The sequence below is a fragment of the Bradyrhizobium sp. 138 genome (assembly GCF_023074075.1).
Classification (GTDB): Bacteria; Pseudomonadota; Alphaproteobacteria; order Rhizobiales; family Xanthobacteraceae; genus Bradyrhizobium.
In genome coordinates, this window is the sequence record NZ_JADPKT010000091.1 from 26,611 (window position 1) to 46,061 (window position 19,451).

Annotated in this window: 11 protein-coding genes and 5 pseudogenes; 9 read left to right on the plus strand and 7 right to left on the minus strand. The window is 60.4% G+C overall.

The features are described from left to right. The first annotated feature begins 64 nt into the window (after positions 1-64). Positions 65-1,705 (plus strand): chaperonin GroEL, encoded by a 1,641-nt coding sequence (gene groL, locus IVA79_RS31415; RefSeq protein ID WP_247494167.1) that lies wholly within the window; start codon positions 65-67, stop codon positions 1,703-1,705. A 442-nt stretch (positions 1,706-2,147) separates the two neighbouring features. On the opposite strand, the gene IVA79_RS31420 is transcribed toward groL, so the two are convergent. From IVA79_RS31420 to IVA79_RS31430, 3 genes and pseudogenes are all read right to left on the minus strand, one after another. Next, the gene (locus IVA79_RS31420) at positions 2,148-2,525 is read right to left on the minus strand and encodes a hypothetical protein (RefSeq protein ID WP_247560460.1); all 378 of its coding nucleotides are present in this window, start codon (positions 2,523-2,525) and stop codon (positions 2,148-2,150) included. A 518-nt stretch (positions 2,526-3,043) separates the two neighbouring features. After that, positions 3,044-3,565: a prolyl oligopeptidase family serine peptidase gene (locus IVA79_RS31425; protein ID WP_346658219.1), complete on the minus strand. Its 522-nt coding sequence runs from the start codon at positions 3,563-3,565 to the stop codon at positions 3,044-3,046. 323 nt (positions 3,566-3,888) lie between these two features. Beyond that, positions 3,889-5,211 (minus strand): annotated as a pseudogene (locus IVA79_RS31430) (S9 family peptidase); the annotation flags it as partial. A gap of 238 nt (positions 5,212-5,449) precedes the next feature. On the opposite strand from IVA79_RS31430, the gene IVA79_RS36670 reads away from it, so the two are divergent. From IVA79_RS36670 to IVA79_RS31450, 4 genes are all read left to right on the plus strand, one after another. After that, complete coding sequence (locus IVA79_RS36670; protein WP_249816262.1) at positions 5,450-6,154, plus strand: VirK family protein; 705 nt, start codon at positions 5,450-5,452, stop codon at positions 6,152-6,154. A 776-nt stretch (positions 6,155-6,930) separates the two neighbouring features. Continuing rightward, positions 6,931-7,362, plus strand: a complete 432-nt coding sequence (locus IVA79_RS37065) for a carbonic anhydrase (RefSeq protein WP_346658220.1) — start codon at positions 6,931-6,933, stop codon at positions 7,360-7,362. A 219-nt stretch (positions 7,363-7,581) separates the two neighbouring features. Further along, on the plus strand, positions 7,582-7,947 hold the full coding sequence (locus tag IVA79_RS31445; RefSeq protein WP_247560464.1) for a helix-turn-helix domain-containing protein: 366 nt from the start codon (positions 7,582-7,584) through the stop codon (positions 7,945-7,947). Positions 7,948-8,189: 242 nt separating this feature from the next. Then, on the plus strand, positions 8,190-8,918 hold the full coding sequence (locus tag IVA79_RS31450) for a hypothetical protein (RefSeq protein ID WP_247560466.1): 729 nt from the start codon (positions 8,190-8,192) through the stop codon (positions 8,916-8,918). Between the two features lie 52 nt (positions 8,919-8,970). Here IVA79_RS31450 and IVA79_RS31455 read toward each other — a convergent pair whose 3' ends face one another. Next, positions 8,971-12,252, minus strand: coding sequence for a Ulp1 family isopeptidase (locus IVA79_RS31455; protein WP_346658214.1), 3,282 nt, complete (start codon positions 12,250-12,252; stop codon positions 8,971-8,973). Positions 12,253-13,237: 985 nt separating this feature from the next. On the opposite strand from IVA79_RS31455, the pseudogene IVA79_RS31460 reads away from it, so the two are divergent. The 3 pseudogenes from IVA79_RS31460 to IVA79_RS31470 all read left to right on the plus strand — a co-directional run. After that, positions 13,238-14,278 (plus strand): annotated as a pseudogene (locus tag IVA79_RS31460) (ISNCY family transposase); the annotation flags it as partial. Between the two features lie 479 nt (positions 14,279-14,757). Then, positions 14,758-14,987 (plus strand): annotated as a pseudogene (locus tag IVA79_RS31465) (IS110 family transposase); the annotation flags it as partial. 34 nt (positions 14,988-15,021) lie between these two features. Then, positions 15,022-15,520: pseudogene (locus IVA79_RS31470) on the plus strand (DUF2493 domain-containing protein); the annotation flags it as partial. 271 nt (positions 15,521-15,791) lie between these two features. Here IVA79_RS31470 and IVA79_RS31475 read toward each other — a convergent pair. The 3 genes from IVA79_RS31475 to IVA79_RS31485 are packed head-to-tail and all read right to left on the minus strand — an operon-like array spanning position 15,792 to position 18,114. Continuing rightward, positions 15,792-16,583: a hypothetical protein gene (locus IVA79_RS31475; protein WP_247560468.1), complete on the minus strand. Its 792-nt coding sequence runs from the start codon at positions 16,581-16,583 to the stop codon at positions 15,792-15,794. Beyond that, positions 16,580-17,632 (minus strand): recombinase family protein, encoded by a 1,053-nt coding sequence (locus tag IVA79_RS31480; protein ID WP_247560470.1) that lies wholly within the window; start codon positions 17,630-17,632, stop codon positions 16,580-16,582. Before IVA79_RS31480 ends, IVA79_RS31475 begins: the two co-directional genes overlap by 4 nt. Then, a complete protein-coding gene (locus tag IVA79_RS31485) occupies positions 17,626-18,114 on the minus strand; it encodes a hypothetical protein (protein WP_247560472.1) in 489 nt (162 codons plus the stop codon). The genes IVA79_RS31480 and IVA79_RS31485 overlap by 7 nt, the downstream gene beginning before the upstream one ends. Before the next feature lie 32 nt (positions 18,115-18,146). On the opposite strand from IVA79_RS31485, the pseudogene IVA79_RS31490 reads away from it, so the two are divergent. Further along, a pseudogene (locus IVA79_RS31490) lies at positions 18,147-18,353 on the plus strand (ATP-binding protein); the annotation flags it as partial. Positions 18,354-19,451 lie beyond the last annotated feature (1,098 nt).

The following is a 19,451-nucleotide window of genomic DNA, read 5'->3' on the forward strand; positions in this document are numbered from 1 at the left end:
CCTGAGGAGCGCCTGCTGGGCGTCGCCAAGGGTGAGACCAAGTAAAACATTCAGGAAAACCCACATGTCAGCCAAAGAAGTCAAGTTCGGCGTAGACGCCCGCGACCGCATGTTGCGCGGCGTCGAAATTCTCAACAACGCGGTAAAGGTCACGCTCGGCCCCAAGGGCCGCAACGTCGTGCTCGACAAGTCGTTCGGCGCTCCCCGCATCACCAAGGACGGCGTCACCGTCGCCAAGGAGATCGAGCTCGACGACAAGTTCGAGAACATGGGTGCGCAGATGGTGCGCGAAGTCGCCTCCAAGTCCGCCGATGCGGCCGGCGACGGCACCACCACCGCAACGGTGCTTGCCGCTGCGATCGTTCGTGAAGGCGCCAAGTCGGTTGCCGCCGGCATGAACCCGATGGACCTGAAGCGCGGTATCGACCTCGCGGTCGAAGCCGTGGTGGCAGACCTCGTCAAGAACTCCAAGAAGGTCACCTCGAACGACGAGATTGCCCAGGTCGGCACCATCTCGGCCAACGGCGACGCCGAGATCGGCAAGTTCCTCTCCGACGCCATGAAGAAGGTCGGCAACGAGGGTGTCATCACCGTCGAGGAAGCCAAGTCGCTCGAGACCGAGCTCGACGTCGTCGAGGGCATGCAGTTCGACCGCGGCTACATCTCGCCCTACTTCGTCACCAACGCCGACAAGATGCGCGTTGAGATGGACGACGCCTACATCCTCATCAACGAGAAGAAGCTCTCCTCGCTGAACGAGCTACTGCCGCTGCTCGAGGCCGTGGTGCAGACCGGCAAGCCGCTGATCATCGTCGCCGAGGACGTCGAGGGCGAAGCCCTCGCGACTCTCGTCGTCAACCGCCTGCGCGGCGGCCTCAAGGTCGCGGCCGTCAAGGCTCCGGGCTTCGGCGATCGCCGCAAGGCCATGCTCCAGGACATCGCGATCCTGACCGGCGGCCAGGCGATCTCGGAAGATCTCGGCATCAAGCTCGAGAACGTCACGCTCAACATGCTCGGTCGCGCCAAGAAGGTGATGATCGACAAGGAGAACACCACGATCGTCAACGGCGCCGGCAAGAAGGCCGACATCGAAGCGCGCGTGGCCCAGATCAAGGCGCAGATCGAGGAAACCACCTCGGACTACGACCGTGAGAAGCTCCAGGAGCGTCTGGCCAAGCTCGCCGGCGGCGTCGCGGTGATCCGCGTCGGCGGCGCGACCGAGGTCGAGGTGAAGGAGCGCAAGGATCGCGTTGATGACGCGATGCATGCGACCCGCGCCGCGGTCGAGGAAGGCATCGTCCCCGGCGGCGGCGTCGCCCTGCTCCGTGCCTCCGAGCAGCTCAAGGGTCTGCGCACCAAGAACGACGACCAGAAGACCGGCGTCGAGATCGTGCGCAAGGCGCTCTCCGCGCCCGCTCGCCAGATCGCGATCAACGCCGGTGAAGACGGCTCGGTGATCGTCGGCAAGATCCTGGAGAAGGAGCAATACGCCTACGGCTTCGACTCGCAGACGGGCGAGTATGGCAACCTGGTCAGCAAGGGCATCATCGACCCGACCAAGGTGGTCCGCGCCGCGATCCAGAACGCTGCCTCGGTGGCCGCGCTGCTGATCACCACGGAAGCCATGGTCGCCGAGCTGCCGAAGAAGAACACCGGCGCGCCCGCGATGCCCCCGGGCGGCGGCATGGGCGGCATGGACTTCTGATCCAACTCTCTCTAAAGTGCGATCCCCGGCAGAAAAATGCCGGGGGTCATTTTTTGCTCGCGACTTTTCAGTTCGTTGTTCTGATCTCGCGCTATGCGCTCTGCGGAAATGACGATCAGCAGTTGCTAGACGTTCCGCTTGGGGTTTTGCGAGTCTGCTGGTAGGCATGTCACCGGGAGGACGAGCGGGTGATCGCGGTTCTGCACGGTCTTTCCCTGCGGCCTCAACGTCGGCGGCTGGTCAAGGCGAACACCTGAGAACGCCCGGTCGCGGTAGCCACCCATTGGCGCTACTGACTTAAATAGCATCGGTCCCCGCGCCTATCCATCGCTGTAAACGGATGCGCGAGCTAGGTGGTGGTCCCCGGGAAGAGCGATCCTCATCTCTCGTAATTTGTCCGATCTGTTGCACCGTCCACAATCAGAAGAAGAACATCGCCAACTCAATCGAGACGGAAGATCTTTCGCCCAACCGCTACAATTTCCCGGTCGGTCGGAGGATTACTTGTCTCGACGTGCAGGATGAGATCCGGCCTGTTCACTCTCAGGAAGTTCATCAGCTTGGTCTTCTCGGTTCCCGGTCCGATGATCAGCAGATCAGTGCAGCTACTCAGCGCCCGACCTACCCTGACGACAAACGTCGGATCGTCATTCACGTCGGCAGAGCCAGTATGCGCTTTGCAATCAAGACGCTGGGGCGCCAAATGCGCGCGCACGGCCGTCGCGCTGACGCCCGTTAAACCTATGGAGAATATCTTAGCAATGAGGTGGTCGATCCACACGACCGCGTGCGAATGAATCTGTGTTGTCATGTCGCTCATGAATGGATTCCATTGTATTTCGTGATTCACCTGTCCGTCGGAGCGCAAGCCCGCACGCAAATTTCCTGCGGCTGACGATGCCAATCATGGCTCAAGTGATCAGCGTGAACCGACTCGCTACGTTGATGTAGCCGGGAACAGATCGCGTTGACCGTGAGCGCTTTACAGGTCCAAAACCTCATGCCGCACGCTGCCTCTTGACGATCGAAGGCTTGTGCATTCTCCGCTCCATGTCGCCCACTGCTCCGAGATGGAATTAACGCACCATTGCGAATGCTCGAGCGCAACGAAGGAGAGCTCTTGTGGCTGTGAGAGTTCTAGATATTCAGGTTTGCGAAGCCATCCCGCCGGACGCGGGATGGCTGGAGTGAAGCCATAGAGCACAACGACATCCCGCAGTGGCGGGTCATGACAAACACGGATGCGGCCTGGTCACTGATCTCTCCGACCAAACGCGCTGATGCTGACAAGCCGCCATTTGCACTGGCGACCTTAACGAACTCGCCCGTCAACCGCACTCAATCCACAAGCCGCCTGGATGCATAGGTGTATTCGAGTGCCAGCCGTCGCGCGTATCCTAAGATTGGCGGTCGCGCTATGTCCGCCGTCGATATTCTCATAGTAGTAATAGGGCTGGCGGAGCGCAGCAAGCCTGGCGGCTGCCTCGCGGCCGTGGGCGGATGCACGCCGTTGTCCTTGGTGGAGGTGAGAATGAAGGGGACTGGGTAGGTCTTGCCCGGGACAAGCTTCTGATAGGGCGAGTAGGCCTCGATCCATCCGCGCTGCTCGGGATGGCGGGATCGCCATCCCGACTTGGTGAATCGAAGCATGTCGAACAGCGCCACCTGCACGATCGCTGCGTTGAAGAGGTCCCGGCGCTGAGTAATCGCGGTGCCCACCAGCAGACCTTCCTGGCTGGCGCCGACCACGCCCAGTCGGCGCGGAGAGGTGACCTCCGGCGGATTAGGTCCTCCGCAAAGGCGATGAAATGATCCCATGTCCGCTGCTTCGTTGCCGCTTGGGCCGACTGCTCGTGCCATCGCGGTCCAAACTCGCCGCCGCGCAGGTTCGCGACGACATATGCATTGCCCTGCTCGGGCCAGAGCCTCCCCATCGCTCCCGCATAGGATGGCAGGAGCGAAGCCTGGAATCCGCCATAACCATTGAGAAGGGCTGCGATCTCCGCTCCGAACCTCGCGTTCTTGGGACGCACCAGAAAGTAGGGAATCCGGGTCCCGTCCAGCGAAGTGGCCTCGAACTGCTCCGCAACATACCTGGACGCGTTGAACTTCGGAGGTGTCGTCCTCAGTATTTCAAGCCGTTCGCTCGCCGCGTCGAAGTACCAGAGGGAGGTCGGCCCCAGATAGTTGGAGACGGTGAACAGCACCACGTCCGTTTCTTCGCTAGCGGCAGACAGGCTGACGTTCTCGTTCGTAGGGAGCGGGATCGGCGTGGCCCGCCAAGTGCCCTGGTCGTACCTGTAGGTGAATGCCTTGCTCTGAACATTGTCAGGGATCGCCAGGATCAACAAGTTCTTGGTGACCGCGAACCCGCTGAGCGCTTGCCGAGGCTCGGGCTGGAAGACGAGCGATGGCATCGCGCGCAGCGGATCTTGCTTCCATTTGTCCAAGCCATATGAGATCATCGAGCCGGCCGCAAAGCGGGTGCTGCCGGACAGTATCCAGTCTTCATTGAGCGTCACGAGCAGGCGGCCACTGACGATGCCGCTGATGTTCGCTTTCTTTGGCAGGTTTAGCTTGATCGGTCCGTTGGGCGCAAAGAGTACATACTCCTGCTCGAAGAAGCTTATGGCGCGCATGGCGCCGGCCGCATGAACTTTGCCTTCATTATCCCGCAGCACGAAGGGCGCCGCCACGGCATCGGTCGGCTCCCCACGGAAGACCTCGCGCGCTCGAACGAGCGGCTGAGCGCGCTTGAGCTCCTTCAAGAGGAAAGGGCAGCCAACCTGCGTCAGGGTCCGTTCTCCCCAATCCCGTGCAGTGAGGACCGTGTGGCGGTCGACCCAGCTGACGGCCTGCTCTCCCTCCAGAAGCGCGAAACCGGTCGGGACGAAGGCGTTGGTGTCCGGGTCGAACTCTCGGACGAGCACAGCGTCCTTACCGCCATCAGAAAATTGGACGAGGCACGGGCGCACTTGGGGCGGCAGGCAGGTAGCGCCTTTAAAGACCCAGCTTTTCTTACCCGCGACCGCCAGCGCGTCAATATCGAGGATGGTCTCCCAGTGCGGGTCCTGGCCGCGATAGCTGTCAAGCGTAGTACGCCGCCAGATGCCGCGCACGTGGTTCTCGTCCTGCGAGAAATTGCTGAGACCCCGCCGTTCCAACGAAACATAGGAAATCCGGTCTTTGGCCTGAAGGATGCTGATGGCCTCCTCATAGAAGCGGCGATTGCGGGGATCTGATTGGAGCGCGCCGAGCGTCTTGTCATTCTCGGCGCGGGCCAAATCCAGTGCGCGTGGCTCTTCGATTTCCTCGAGGCAAAGGAAGGAATCGTCCACCCGGGCCGCAGCGGCCCACTCCTGGGGCACCGCCGTGAAGGACAAACACGTCAGCGAGAGCAACACGGCGGCGAGGAGCGAGTGTTTCATGGGAGTGATCCTGGGCTGGGTGGGCCGCCCGGCTCGCGCGACTTGCGAGCTGGCCGAAAGCGGACAGAAGACGTACATTCGGTTTCGACAGCGGTCATGGGGCGGGACTGTGCCCGCCGGTCCGAACGAAGCAAGCAGCGTGCCGCCTGAAAATTGGCGGTTCTCCAGTCGCTCGGTCGCGCGCCTTGGCTCAAACCTGACAATGCAGTGTTAGCTTCGAAAATATTGTGATGAGCTTTACACTACTCACCGATGGAGCAGAGGTGCCCTGCTCTGGCATTTCACAGACCGGTCCGTAATCGCGCTAGAAACATTTATGGCGCGCCTAACTTGCAACGGCACGTGCTCAAGAAAGGCCCTCGCGCGGAGAATTTGCCGCTGCTTGGTGCAGCGAGCGCGAGCACATGTCAGCACGGCGCGTCATAATGCGGAGGATCCAGTGACAAGCCCGCCGAGACGCCAGTCGTTCTCGCAATTCGCAGGCATTGCACGAAGTGACTCGCACTCCGCGGGATCGATCATAATCATTTGCAAGCGCTACGCACCCTTAGGCCCACATACCCAATCACCTGCGCAGGTTCCGTCGGGTAACAACAAGAACTGGCTCCACCGAATCAAGCACAGGCTCTCGACTTTCGTCAAAATCGTCAGGGCAGTGTCTCTTGGTTGTTCATTAAGAGCGGCCACCAATGGTGGTCCGCTACTCACCGACCTCCGAGATCGATGGGGCGTGCCAGGGAGAGGTTGGTCTTACCGGCGGGCAACAAAACCCGGCTCGGCCACACAGGGCGGGCCAATTATCAATGCATTCAGGGTGACTGCCCAGAACGGCATCAACTTCTCCTATGCTCATCAAACCGTGGACAGTTCCGGGTACCCAGTGACGGAATACATCCGCCACAGCCTCAGCCGCGAAGGCAAACTCACGGTGCGGGCCTCAAAGCTGGTGGCCGGGCCGGCCAAGATCATGAACCAGGGCGAATTGGTCTGCGAACTGCGGGACGGCGCGAAGTTCGTCTAGAAATTGGAATGAGGCTTGAGCCGTTCTTAGCCGCGTCGGAATGTGATAGGTATCCCATTCGGCACGCACCGATGACAACTTCGATCGGGCTACATTACCTGAGGAGCGCTAGCGACCAGGATGCCAAGTTCGTTCGTGCTCACCGCTGCCAGCGCACATCGATGGATTCCGGCGCTAAGGCCGTTCGCGCGGCTCCGCGTTCGCTCCACTCATCTTAATCTAGTGGATCGCATGCCGCGCGAAGAACGGCTGTTTGGGAGGCGGTGACGTTGTCTCGAAATCCTGATCAGGTTGCCGTAACGACCCTTTAGAACTCCTTCTCGGAGCCATTTTGGATAACGCTCATCGCGGTGTCATCAAGCGCAACGAGAGGCGCTAGGGCGAACACATCACACATCTGCGCAACTGAGTTGGTGCAACTCCATAGGTAAGGCGCTGGGTTAGCGCTGGTTCCGCAGCGAGGCGGAGCCCGAAGCGACGGGACAGCGTAGAGCAGCACACGAAGAGGGAAAACATGTGTGAAGACCGCCTCCCGAGCTTGCCTTATCCGATGACGCCGTCTCGCCGTTCACTATGCTGTTCACGGCTTCGGCGGCGGGCATGCTGCTGGGCGGTAGGATTGCGGGCGCCATGGAGGCAACGGCGCCGCCAAAACCGGACAACCTTCTCACGCCGGATGCTTCGCTGAAGCGCCTAATGGAAAGCAATGCGCGCTACCTCCAGGGCCAATCACGACGCATCCATATGCGGCGGTCCTAACCTGCGCCGATTCACGTATCGCACCCGAACATGTTTTCAATAGCGGACTTGGCGATCTGTTCGTCTGCCGTGTCGCTGGTAATTTCGCCAACGATGAAATGCTCGCCAGCATTGAATATGCGGTGGCCGTGCTAAATACCCCGGTGGTCCTGGTACTTGGCCACGATCTCTGCTGCGCCGTCGGTGCTACGATCGAGTCCTTAAGAGAGGGCAAGTCTTTGCCTGGGCACATTCCATCTCTCGCCGCCGCACTTGCGGCCGCGGTAAAAGCGTCTTCCCAGGAAAGCGGGGATGCACTCGCAAATGCGATCCGGCAAAATGTAGTCGACAACGTCAATAAGCTCAAATCGGCGGCTCCGATTTTAAATTTAGCAATCGAGCAGAATAGGCTGAAGGTCGTCGGGGGTCTTTATCGGCTCGACACCGGCCGCGTCGAATTGGTAAGCTGACGGTCATCAGGGCGTTAACTTCTGAGCAGTGCCGTTTGAAGCGACAAGGTTGAAAGGTTGTTGTCTCTGCCGCCGAGTCGACCAGATCCTGGATCGGAGGGACAGATCTTACGCAGCGCGCCGGCGCAGCGCGTTCACGGGGTGTCGCGCGCCATGGAAAACTGCCCCCTCAGGGTCACGAGGAATTGCCCCCTCCTCGGACAGCTGAGGAGAGAGTGAATGAAGCGGGAACGAATCACTGAAGGCTCGCCGTGGAATGATCCACGGGGGCAGGTGATGAAGACGCCGGATGACGTGGCGGAGATGATGCGCCTGAGGGCGTGCGGGTGGGGCGTAAAGCGGATTGCGCGGCAGCTGGGCTGCAGCCATCACACGGTGAAGGACTATGTGGCGGCGGGCGGGGTGAAGCCGTTCAAGTCGCCTGAGCGGCCGAAGCGTCTTGACGGCCTTGAGGGTTGGCTGCGGGAGAGGCTCATTCGGCATCGCGGCAATGCCGACGTGGTGCGCCAGGACCTGTTGGCCGAGAAAGGCGTGGCCGTCAGCCGGCGGACACTGCAACGCGCCGTGCAGCCCTATCGGCGCTGAAGGCGGAGGCGCTGGCGACGACGCGGGTTTGAGACGCCGCCGGGCCGGCAGCTGCAGATCGACGTCGGGGAGCGCCTGGTCGAGATCGGAGGGGCGAAAGTCAAGGCATTCGTGTTCGTGGCAACGCTTGGACACTCGCGACGGCTCCATGTGCGTGCGTTCCGGGCCGAGAGCAGGAGCATTGGTTCGCCGGGCTCGAGAGCACATTCACGACCTTCAGCGGTGTGCCGGAGGAAGTGCTGATGGACAATCCACGCGCGCTTGTCGTGCGCCACGACGCGGTGAGCCGGTCGGTTCAGTTCAACGACAAGCTGATAGCCTTCGCAAAACATTGGGGCTTCCGCCCTCGCGCCTGCGCGCCATATCGGGCGCGCACGAAGGGCAAGACGGAGAACGGCGTCGGCTATGTGAAGAAGAACGCTATCGCCGGTCATTCCTTCCCAAGTTGGGAAGCATTCGAGGCGCATCTCGACAGATGGGAGCGTGAGGTTGCGAACGTTCGTATCCACGGCACGACCGGCGAGGCGCCGATCATCCGCTTCGCGCGTGACGAGATACATCGGTTGAAGCCGCTCGGCGGGCAGCCCTCGTTCGGATCCTTGCGTGAACTGACCCGCGTCGTCGGCAATGATTGCGCCGTCGAGATCGACACGAACAGCTACTCGGTACCGTGGCGGCCTGATTGGCGAGCGCGTGGCGGTAACGATTACGGCCGGCGAAGTGCGGATCCGCCATGGATTGCACCAGGTAGCAGTGCACAAGCAATCGGAGGGGCGCCGGCTGCGGATCGTCGACTCCGCCCATCTCGATGGTGTCGCTGGGCGCAATGGCGCGGTCCGCCATGCGGAGATCGCGGCGGTGCTGGCGCCGTCTCCACCGCTATCGCTCCTTCGGTGGAGAAGTGGAGGCGTCAAGCACCCCCACGATATGCCGCCTTTCCGATTCCCGCCGTCACCAAGTTTGGGCGATAGCTCTTTGGGTGCTTCACGGACGACTATCATCTATTGCTCGATCTTTTCCTCCCTATTGCAGGAAGACGTGAATGTCGTTCTGCTTGCCTGATCGCCCCAGAGTGGCCGTGTAGGGCACATCATGGATCCTGATGTGGGTCTGTGGTCGGTCCGCGTTCGGCAGCACGTTATGCCAGTGCATTCCGCGCCGGAGGTTCTCCGGCGCCGGTTGATTGCCGTGTTGCCAACTCGGAGGGACGAATCCTCCTAAGTCTTGCGCTGGCGGCATGTACTGTGGCGCGAAGATCGATGTCCCGAAGTTTTGCTCCCATGATGGTGGCGGATTGACGCTTTGCACTGGCGAATGGGCGGGTAACGACAAATCCTGCCAGAAGTTCGCTGTATTCCAGCTATCGGCGGGAGGCTGGCCGGCTTGATCCACTCCACGCCAAAACTCTGGCGAATCGACAAGTTGCGTTGAGGGTCCCGGTCGATCCGCTATCGATGTCCCGAAGCTTTGCTCCCATGATGGTGGGCTTGGCGGATTGACGCTTTGCACTGGCGAATGGGCGGGTAACGAAAAATCCTGCCAGAAGTTCGCTGTGTTCCAGCTATCGGCGGGAGGCTGGCCGGCTTGATCCACTCCACGCCAAAACCCTGGCGAATCGACAAGTTGCGTTGAGGGTCCCGGTCGATCCGCTGCAGCCGCCGCTCGCGCACTGCTGGGAGCGGTCCTCAAACGTCGTTGGAGTTGCTGCCGATCGGCGACGAGGTTGTCGAGGTGCAGCACGGCTGGCGGCCGTCTTTGCGCCAGTCGCCTAACAAGCGCCCGCGTGCCGTCAACCACGAAGACTCCGCAATCCCAACCGTTCCCCTGCCGGGTCATGCGGACAGGCTCCAGACGCGTACCCAGCCTTTGTGCGAGCATTTTTGCAAGCTTGTCGTTGTATCCCCCGAAGGAGTCATAATGATAGGCAACCGGCCGTTCCCGGTCGCTGCGATCAACGAACAGCAGCGACCAATGGGTGCCGCGACGATCAGGATCCGTAGCACTGGCATCGTTCACTGGCACGAACAGGAAGTCGGCTGTGTCGTTACCGTTCTGATTATGGACGATGCGCTGGAATGCGCTTAGCGCGACGCTCTCGGGGCCCAAGCGCAGATGATAATTGGCTATGAGGGGATCCACGAACCGCGTCCGGGCGGCGAGATCTGGATTGTTCCCCTGCAACTCCTGCTCCAGGAGCTCGTAATCCCTCTGGATATGCTCGTCGCCCAGCCAATCCTCGCGGCCAAGCGATAATTCGCTGCGGCCTTGAATCGATGGATCAACCTGCTGCGGCGGCCAGGTTGATCCGAACCCGGTAGGTTGATCCAAGCGGCCCTCCGGACCGGCCGATTCCCGCCCACTTGCCTGCTGAGGGGACAACCCCGACGCCGCGTTCGCCTCAACGACCTGTAGGTACTGCCCAAGCCGCTTGAAACCCACGGAAAATCCTCTGAGGGCTTCGGTGCAGTCTCGGAAGTCTTGGTAATCTATTTTTAACGACCATTTCTGCTGATCACTGCCGTTGAGACGGCTCGCTATGCTCCCCCTACCCCTCGTTCGCAGCCAATCACTAAACTTTCGTTGATTGCTGGCCAGTTTCGAGACTTCTTTCCTCTGGGAAGCCGAGTCCGATCCGAGCTTGCTCCGCTCTTCGTTGGCCAGGCCATCAATCATGCGGGCGTCGTCGGGATAAGGATGATGATGCTTCAATTGGGGCTCGGTGCCTAGATACTGCCGAAGCCGATCGAAACTCACGGCCACTCTTCCCTCGGCTTTGGTAAAGGCCCTGTAATCGTCATCCAACGACCATTTCTGCTGATCACTGCCAGTGATTCGGCTGACTATGCTCCCCCTACCCTCCCTTAGGAGCCAATCACTAAACTTTCGTTGATTGCTGGCCAGATTCAAGAAAACTTTCCTCTGGGAAGTCGAGTCCGATCCGAGCTTGCTCAGCTCTTCGTTGGCCAGGCCATCAATCATGCGGGCGTCGTCGGGATAAGGATGATGATGCTTCAGATGATGCTGCTTCAGATGATGCTGCTTCAGATGATGCTGCTTCAATTGGGGCTCGGCGCCTAGATACTGCCGAAGCCGATCGAAACTCACGACCACGCTTCCCTCGGCTTTGGTAAAGTCCCTGTAATCCTCCATCAACGACCGTTGCTGCTGATCACTGCCGGTGAGTCGGCTGACTATGTTCCCCCTACCCTCCCTTTGGAGCCAATCACTAAACCTACGTTGTTTGCTGGCCCGTTCCGAGACACCTTTCCTCTGGGAAGTCGAATCCGATCCGAGCTTGTTCAGCTCTTCATTGGCCAGGCCATCAATGAGGTGGGCGTCCTCGGGATAAGGATAATGTATTTGGCGCCCCATCAGGCGCGGCCCGGGCCCGACGGCTTGGAGTTCTTGCTCGTTAGGCGCGAACCTCCTGAAATGAGACAGTGCCGACTTGAGACGGTTATGATTGTCCCCACCGCCTGCCCTGTAATCCGCGATATCAGCGGCTAGTGACTCAGGATCGTTTAAAAGCCGAGAAGCCATCGAACCCCTGTTCTCTGCTCGGAGCCAACGAGCAAACCCCCTAAGAAGCCCTAAATTGGTCCTGAGGGTACCATCGCAAACCCTTCCGTCCCCTCGGCCGGTGCTACCGTCGGGGAGAATTTCGTATCCTCGGACTGCTTCCGCGAACTGCTCGATGCGGGCCTCGTCTTCGGGATGCATGTCCTGGCCAGCGGGGCGACCACGCTTGGCGAAATCCATCCGAAGCTCTGAAGAGGCCACCTCGGATGTCGAGCCGCCGGACGACTTTTCGCCACCACTTCCTCCGAAGACTTTGCCGAACCCTGACTTAACACGAGAAAACAGTCCACGGCTTTTGCTATCCTTCGTCCGCGCCGCAGGCTGCGGTTCCGATGGCGCTGTGTAGCGCGTGCTACTGAACAACCGGTCACGCAAGCTAGACTGCGAGGCCGTCGCACCCGCGCCAAGGTGAGCGCTAGGAATATCGACGCTGTACCGCGTACTGCTGAGCCCCTTGTCCTGCAGGCTGGATTGCGGCGGCATCCGCATCGAACGGCCCATGTCAGTGCGCTGGATTGGTCCATGTGCCTCCGCGGGGCGAGTATCAGGCGAACCAACCTCAGCGGAGCTCTCATCAGGGGAACTGAGTTGCAGGTTGCTCAATTGCTGCTCAAAGCTAGCTTGATCCGCAGGGTCAACGTCGGTCTCTTGCCGCGCATGCTGCAGCTCCCGCTGCTCGGCGTACCAGCGCATCCAATCGTCCGGATTGTTATATACGGGTTCCACACGACTCTCCCTAGATGAGGTGACTCTTCATAGCTGCCCCGCAGCCACACTCCGGTGCACTGACCACAGAGACTCCGGATTCAAAAAGCCGGACGTCAAGATTCGCCAAATTGAACAAAAAGGGACCGTTAGCGCCGCTCCGAGCTCGTGCATTACTCACACCTGTCCAGCCTTGGCTGCTGCAGAAGAGCGCCCCGGCTCCCGGGCAACAGGTGACCGCTCACCAAACCTCAAAACAATCCAGGAAAAACGAAACCCAAATACTCGCACAATCCAAAAAGCCACGGTGTTGCCGCACTCCTTCCGGGCAAGATCGCATGCGGCACATCGCGATCGAAATTGGGCCGCCCCATTGCTGTTGGAAAGCGTCCGGGTTTCGATACTTGCACTGCAAGCTCTGCTTCCTCATCAGTTCTTCAGTTCAACGTCCTCACATTCGCTAAAACCAACCGGGTCGTGCCTGCACAATCACATACTCCAACGCACCTGCGGTCTCAGGACATTGAAGCCTCTCCTTGTGATCATGAAGCTTCAGAGCGATGGCCGCATGTATGATTCAGACTGTACAACCTGACGCTACGTAGACTTCAAGCCCCCATCGCTGTCGCGTCGAGCCTGGTTGGCTTTCATACCCGTTTCAGGATGCGGCAAATCCTGCAGCTTGGTGATCTACCGCCGCTTCAAGGACCTTAATTGCGCGAGGCGCCGCCGCCGATGAATACAAGACGTGTTGGCAGCGGCGTAAGCGCGAAGCTTTGGCCGTTCAGGCTTGGAAGTTCCAGGGCATGAGAGTATCGATCTGAGAGATCGGCCAGCGCCGCTTTATCGATGCGAAGTCCCCCGAACATCATACACCGACGCTGACCCAGCATAACGCTGCCGCGGTCGCAGCGATATACAGCGGGTGGTCACGACTGTAAAAACCCTGACGACGCCCTTGCAGTTATCCGCAGCATGGCGGCCGGCCGCGGTCCAGGTCTTGCGCATCCGCGCGAAGCTGCTGGCGGTGAGCGCGTCGACGGGCAAGATCCGACAGGAGGGTGGACGCCAGCGGCGCCGGCCGGTGGCGAGCGCATTGCGACGGAATCCCGGTACGGACGTCCGCCGGCTGGAAGGATCCGGCGCCGGGCTTAGTCGAAGCCGATCTGGTCGCTCACAGTGGGCGCGCGCCAGTTTTATACAGACGCTGGTGCTCACGGATATTGCGACCTGTTGGACGGAGCGTGCGCCGTTGCTGGTGCGCGAGCAAACGCTCCTGAGCACTGTGATGACAGAAGTTCGCCGACAGCTGCCGCTCTCGCTGCAGGGCATGTGAGCAGACGAACATCGAGTTCACGCGTTGCCGACCCTACCGCAAGAACGACCAGGCGTTTGTCGAACAGAAGAACGGAGCCGTGGTCCGACGCATCGTCGGCTATCGGCGGTTTCAAGGACTTGAGGCGGCTGCGTTGCTCGCAGAACTCTATCGCTCAGTGCGCCTGTTCGTGAACTTCTTGCAGCCGTCGTTCAAGCTGATAGCGCGATGGCGCACGCGTCCGTAAATCTTATAGTGCACCGACGACGCCGCATCAGCGGCTGGCAGCTGACCACATATCTCCGATGCGGTTCTGGCCCGACCGCAGGAAATCTGCTTCAGCTTGGACCCGATCGCGTTGATGCGTAACATTCGGTCTGCGCAGCAACATCTGACCGACCTTGCCGACGTGAAGTCGTCGGGCGATTCGATTACTGCGGCCCCGCCGATCGACTTCTTCGCCAGCTTGCGAACGGCTTGGAAAGAGGGCGCATCTCGACGGACGGACCGTCCGATCCTCAAAGCGAAGCGAGGTCGTCGTCCCCCTGATCCGCTCGTTCAGGCGACCCCACAGCTGCAGGAGTGGTCAAGGCCGAGCCGTGGCGAAACGGCGCCGAGCTCCTGACAAGGCTACAGGCGGAATATCCGGGCGTGTATCCGGATAAGTTGCTGCGAACGCTTCAGCGCCGCCTCAAATCCTGGCGCAGCGAGCAGGCAAGCGCGCTGCTGTTTGGATCGGCAGATCATGCAGAGCGGTTCGACGAGGCACCCGTTGCAGGGAGACAGCACCCGCTTCCGACACGGGGGAGGCCGGTCGTTGCGCAACCCGGCCAGCTCCACGACCGGCCTCCGAGGTACCGACCGTCCGGTGTTCTCGGGAGCAAAATAAATGAGGCAACGATCGCGTCTTCGGGAACATTCCACCATGAGGCATACGGCAGTACTGCTTGATTGTCGCGCAGCGTCAATCAGCGCTTGCCAAGCCGGCGGCCAGCGTCAATTATCTCCTAACTCGGCTGCCTTGTCTCACGTTGATTGACGCGCCATACTCAACTGTTCCGCAATCAGATAAGCAAGCTAAGCTATTGGGCAAAGATCATCAGCGTCTCAGCGTGATTGCGCCGCTCCTGTCGATCCATGAGCATATCTGTCAGCAGCAGAACAAGTTCGACGACGAGGTCCGCCGATTGTCGAAGTCTGACGAGACGACGCGTCGCCTGATGACGGTTCCTGGTGTCGGCGTGGTGACTGCCTTGCCGTTCCGCCATACGATCGATGACCCGTCCCGCTTCCGATCGGCCTCGACAGTCGGCGTCTATCTCGGCCTCACACCTCGGCGCAACCAATCTGGTGAAACTGACACTAGTGGCACTAGATGGGCGACAGGCTTCTCCGAACCTACCTGTTCGAGGCAGCGACCGTTCTTCTCTACCGGACCAAAAATAGTCTTCCCTCAAGGCCCTGTGCGCGTTTCGCGGGATCGTGCCGCGGATGAGTTCAACGCCACACCCATTCCGCCTGGCGGCCGCGCAACGGGTCGAAGGTCAACCACCGCAATCTGACCTCTGCGATGATCGACAGTCGCGACTTCCTGGCCGCGAAGAAGCGCGCCGAGAACCAAGTGCTCGTGCCGACGGGGCAGAAGGTGGCGCTCACAGGCGGACTCGACTTCAACGATCACCGGCTGATCTGGGCGAAGCTGACCAGGTGCACGCCAAGCATGCCGACATGGTGCTGCTGCACGGCGGATACCCCAAGGGTGCCGAGTTGATCGCCGCCAAGTGGGCCTACAATCGCAAGGTCCCGCAGATCGCCTTCAAGCCCGACTGGACGAAGCATGCCAAGGCCGCTCCATTCAAGCGCAACGACGCGATGCTTAACGAGCTGCCGATCGGCGTAATGCATTTCCCGGGCACGGGAATCCAGGACAATCTCGCCGATAAAGCCAAGAAGCTGGGCATTCCGGTCTGGAGGGCGGCGCATAGGCGCCGCCGTACCTCGTCGTGCAGAACGACGGGCGAGCTGAGAGCCCAATCGCGCCATGAAACACCTAGCGGCCCTCAGGCGTCCTCATCATCAAAGTAATGTGACTCATCCACGGCGCCCGATGTGTCCAGCTACGGCCGCATATACCCCACCCGACCAGCCACACGCTCCAATGACATGATCGTTGTGGAAAACGATCGAATCTCCGTGAAACGGTTTATCCGAATCGTTCTCCCATTGAGCGCACCTGAGACATTTATCACAAGGACTCGTCTCCAACGTCCAGACTTACTTCTTTGACGTAGAGCTCATCAAAAAAGGCGTTCGTCCTAGCCATCTCACCCGAGAGGGCGTCCTCGATCATCATGGGATCTTCTTGAATGAAGGACACGTCGATGTACTCTTCGAGATCTCGAGTGTACCAAACCTCACCAGAAAAGTAGCCGTTAAGAAAGTTGGAGAGCTGCGACGCCAGTTCGTCAACAGCGGGTAGGCCCGCGGGAAGACCATTGAGCTGCAGCATGCGCTGGTCCATCAAGTGAAGACGAATGCGCTTGCGATCGGCTGCCGACGTGGTGGCCGCGTTCCAAATCCGCGGCAGGTTCTCGCCGAGCGCTTGTAGCGCTGCGCGTTCCGCCGGGCCAATCAGAAGCGGCTCTTGCGCGCGCCAACGCGCATGCTGCTGCTCGACCGCCTCGACGATACGCAGCTTCTCTTCCCAAACCCGCTCGAGTGAGCGCGCCACAAGACGGTTCTCGGGCTCTACGGCGTCATACTGACGCCGAGCGCGCTCGGCCTCGTAGCGGGCGCGCTCCACGCGAAGCGCCCACTGGCGCTCGAGCTGACGGCTCTCCTGCTCCAGTTGGCCCGCCGCCGCGAGTGCGATCTCAATCTGATCCGGCACCAGGGCATCGAGGACCACCCGCTCGACCAGCGCGTCAACCGCCAAGGCCCGGACTTCCTGACACAGAACACTGCCTTGCTGGTCCCGATCCGAGCGGCAGCAATAGACCGGATAGTCGGCATTCGGGCCGGTGTAGCGCATGCTCATGCGCCGTCCACAACGGCCGCAGATCGCAATTCCTTGTAACAGGGCTGCCCCTTGCGCGGTACGCCAGAGTGTCCTGCCTCATAGCGGAAGACGTTATCTGCCAGTCGCCGCTGGTTGGCCATGAACTCCTCCCAGCTGATATAGCCTGGACGAGCGGCGTGGAGGCAAATCGCCCAATCCGCGATCGCCACCTTGACCGTTCCCGTCAGCGATCCCGGCCGGCATCGGCTCGGATCCTTTTGCCGGCGGCCATAAACATACGCACCAGCATAGGCCGGATTTTGAAGGATACTAAGGACGCGTGCACTATCTGGCGCACGCCAGGCGATCTCGTGTGGAGTTGGTCCAAGCGGCGGTCGAACCGGCAAGGACAATCCGTTCCTGTCCAAGTACCGCATCACCCCGCGAGCGCTTTGCAGTTCCTGGAATTTGGCAAACACGAGATGAAGACGGGCCTGCACCTCCTCATCGGGATTGAGAATAATTGTGCCCGCTCGATCATAGGCGAGCCCGGCTGGCAGGGGCAGCCGCAGTTCGCCCCGCGCCGCCTTCTGGCGTTCCCCTTGGTGAAGGCGCATCCGAAGTTGATGCAACTCCGCCTCGCTCATGATGCCGGACAGGCCCAACAGCAGGCGGTCGTGGTAGGCGCGCGGATCGTAAAGCCGCTCGTCATCCGCAATGAGCACGCCGAACACCGAGCACAGTTCGAGCAGCTGATGCCAGTCCCGGTTATTGCGGGCCAAGCGCGAAGCGTCGAGGCTCACCACAAGACCGGCGTTGCCAAGGCCGATCTCGGCAATGAGCTTCTGGAAACCATGACGATCCACACCGCCAGCACCAGATTTGCCCAGATCCTCATCAATGACCTGGACACGTTCAGGCGGCCAGCCCAGACCGATGGCACGATCGACGAGGCGGTACTGCAGCTGCGTGCTCTCCTGGTGCTGGCGCACCTGGTTCACGGATGACTGCCGCACGTAGACATAGGCCAACTTGGCTCGGTGCGCAGTCGTGAGCCGCTCGTCAGCGACGTTCAAGCTGATCAGCACGGCTCAGTCCCCTTCCGGGCGTGCCGGGAACCGCTTGCATCCGCCGCAGCAGCGTGGCGAGGATTTGAGCGATCTGGGTTTGCGTCGCGGTCGACAAATTCGGCCACAGGCGCGGAATGTCGGCCGTCGGGCGGCCGGGTGGATTTGCCGACGTCGGCAGTGGTCGATACGCAACGCGACCTGGAAGCGGTCGCTGGGTCATCGCGAATCACCTTCTCGTCGAGAAGGCTCAGACTCGCGCTCAAATGTTGCATCAATGGGATCAGCGTACGTGCACTGATGCGCGGCAGATCGGCGGCGTTCGGGCGGGAAGTGATAGGCGTCTCGCCAAGATCCGTCGACGCGATCCGAACCGCCCGCGGCCGTCCGTCCGGCAGCGCGACAACGACGTGGGCGGGACCGCGCCCCGACCGCTCCTTCAGCACCTCAAGCCGGTGCCCAAACAGGAAATGATGCGGGTCGGTGATCGTGACGTGAGACACGACCCGCTCAAGAATAGAGGTACTCTGTCGTGTTCGGCGATCCCGTGGTCGCCACCGCGATCCTAGACCGGCTCCTGCACCACAGCCATGTGCTGACGATCCGCGGCGACAGCTACCGGCTCCGCGCCAAGCGCAAAAGCGGCCTCGTCAAGACGCCGACCGCCGGTGACGGCCCTCCGGTCGGCTCCGCCTCCCTCCGGCCCGTCACCGGCGGAAACAACCTTCAACCGAGATCATAATCCCGATGGTGGGGGCAGTTCTTCATGACGCAAAGGGGGCAGTTCCGGATGGCGTTTGACACACGGGGCAAGCCCCCAGCCGTAGACAGAATGGATAGTGCGTTACGTACGGACCTGGCTACTTCCGGGAAGCCAGGAGCTTGGACAAATTTGTGCGATCATTTCGTTGAAAGGCCTTGAATCGCACGTAACGTCACATTGTACGATCTTGAAATGAGATCGCGACCTCTGACAAACGAACGTAAGCTACTCCTAGGGTGTGGGACGATGGCATAACGATCTTGTCGTAATTCGAATTTGCGGCGAACGCTCGCCGTAAATGAGCCGGCGGCAACTCTCCCTTGCCGACGGTCGGGGCGATGCTGTAGCAGCGTCGCTCCTCCCAGACTGACTTCGCCCGGCTTCCAAAATGAGGCCGGGCCTTCTTTGCCGTCGGGAAGACGTTAGTGCCTTGTCGACGTGCAACTGCTCGATCCGCTCGTAACCAGGCAAACTTGCGAGGTCGAGTCCGGCAAGACAACACGCGTTACGACGACATCGGCATGCTGATTGTAAATCGTCAACACATCGCAGCCTTCGGTTCTAGCATACAAAGCAACGCTTCCGAGCCATCAACGACTTGAACGGTTCCGGCCTGTTTTTCCTGTAGACAGGCCATACTGTGCCTTGCGCAGGAACACCAATACCGCAACGTACCGACCTAAAGAGGATATCGTGACGCGCACACAACGACCGCATTGGTTTTTGCGTCCCAAAGCCAACTGCTGTGCAGTAGTTCTTATTGTGCAACGGCATCTCTGTGCTCGAGTCGGCGGGTGCGCGAGATCAGCCGCCGACCGACGCGAAGAATGACGCTTGCATGGAGGACGTGTTTCGCCTCCCGGATCGCGCCGCCATCACTGCGTGTCTCAGAGCCAAGCAGGCGAGCTTGATTCATCAATGTCGCGACGAGATTTCCATTGGCGATACCGCCAAAGAAAAAACGAGACTCGAATTGAGGTACTACGAACCATCCTGCACACTCGATCGTCCCCGCGCGGCGCTCCCCAAACCGAGCCGCAAGGTAATAATTGCGCGGTGGATGGCCGACTCACTGTC

What these genes read in the sequence shown, in the direction of transcription:
- IVA79_RS31475 (WP_247560468.1), bottom strand. Translation starts at nt 16,583, where the DNA reads ATGAGCATGCGCTACACCGGCCCGAATGCCGACTATCCGGTCTATTGC.
- IVA79_RS36670 (WP_249816262.1), top strand. Translation starts at nt 5,450, where the DNA reads ATGGCGCGCCTAACTTGCAACGGCACGTGCTCAAGAAAGGCCCTCGCG.
- IVA79_RS31450 (WP_247560466.1), top strand. Translation starts at nt 8,190, where the DNA reads ATGGACAATCCACGCGCGCTTGTCGTGCGCCACGACGCGGTGAGCCGG.
- IVA79_RS31445 (WP_247560464.1), top strand. Translation starts at nt 7,582, where the DNA reads ATGAAGCGGGAACGAATCACTGAAGGCTCGCCGTGGAATGATCCACGG.
- IVA79_RS31425 (WP_346658219.1), bottom strand. Translation starts at nt 3,565, where the DNA reads ATGGCACGAGCAGTCGGCCCAAGCGGCAACGAAGCAGCGGACATGGGA.
- IVA79_RS31420 (WP_247560460.1), bottom strand. Translation starts at nt 2,525, where the DNA reads ATGAGCGACATGACAACACAGATTCATTCGCACGCGGTCGTGTGGATC.
- groL (WP_247494167.1), top strand. Translation starts at nt 65, where the DNA reads ATGTCAGCCAAAGAAGTCAAGTTCGGCGTAGACGCCCGCGACCGCATG.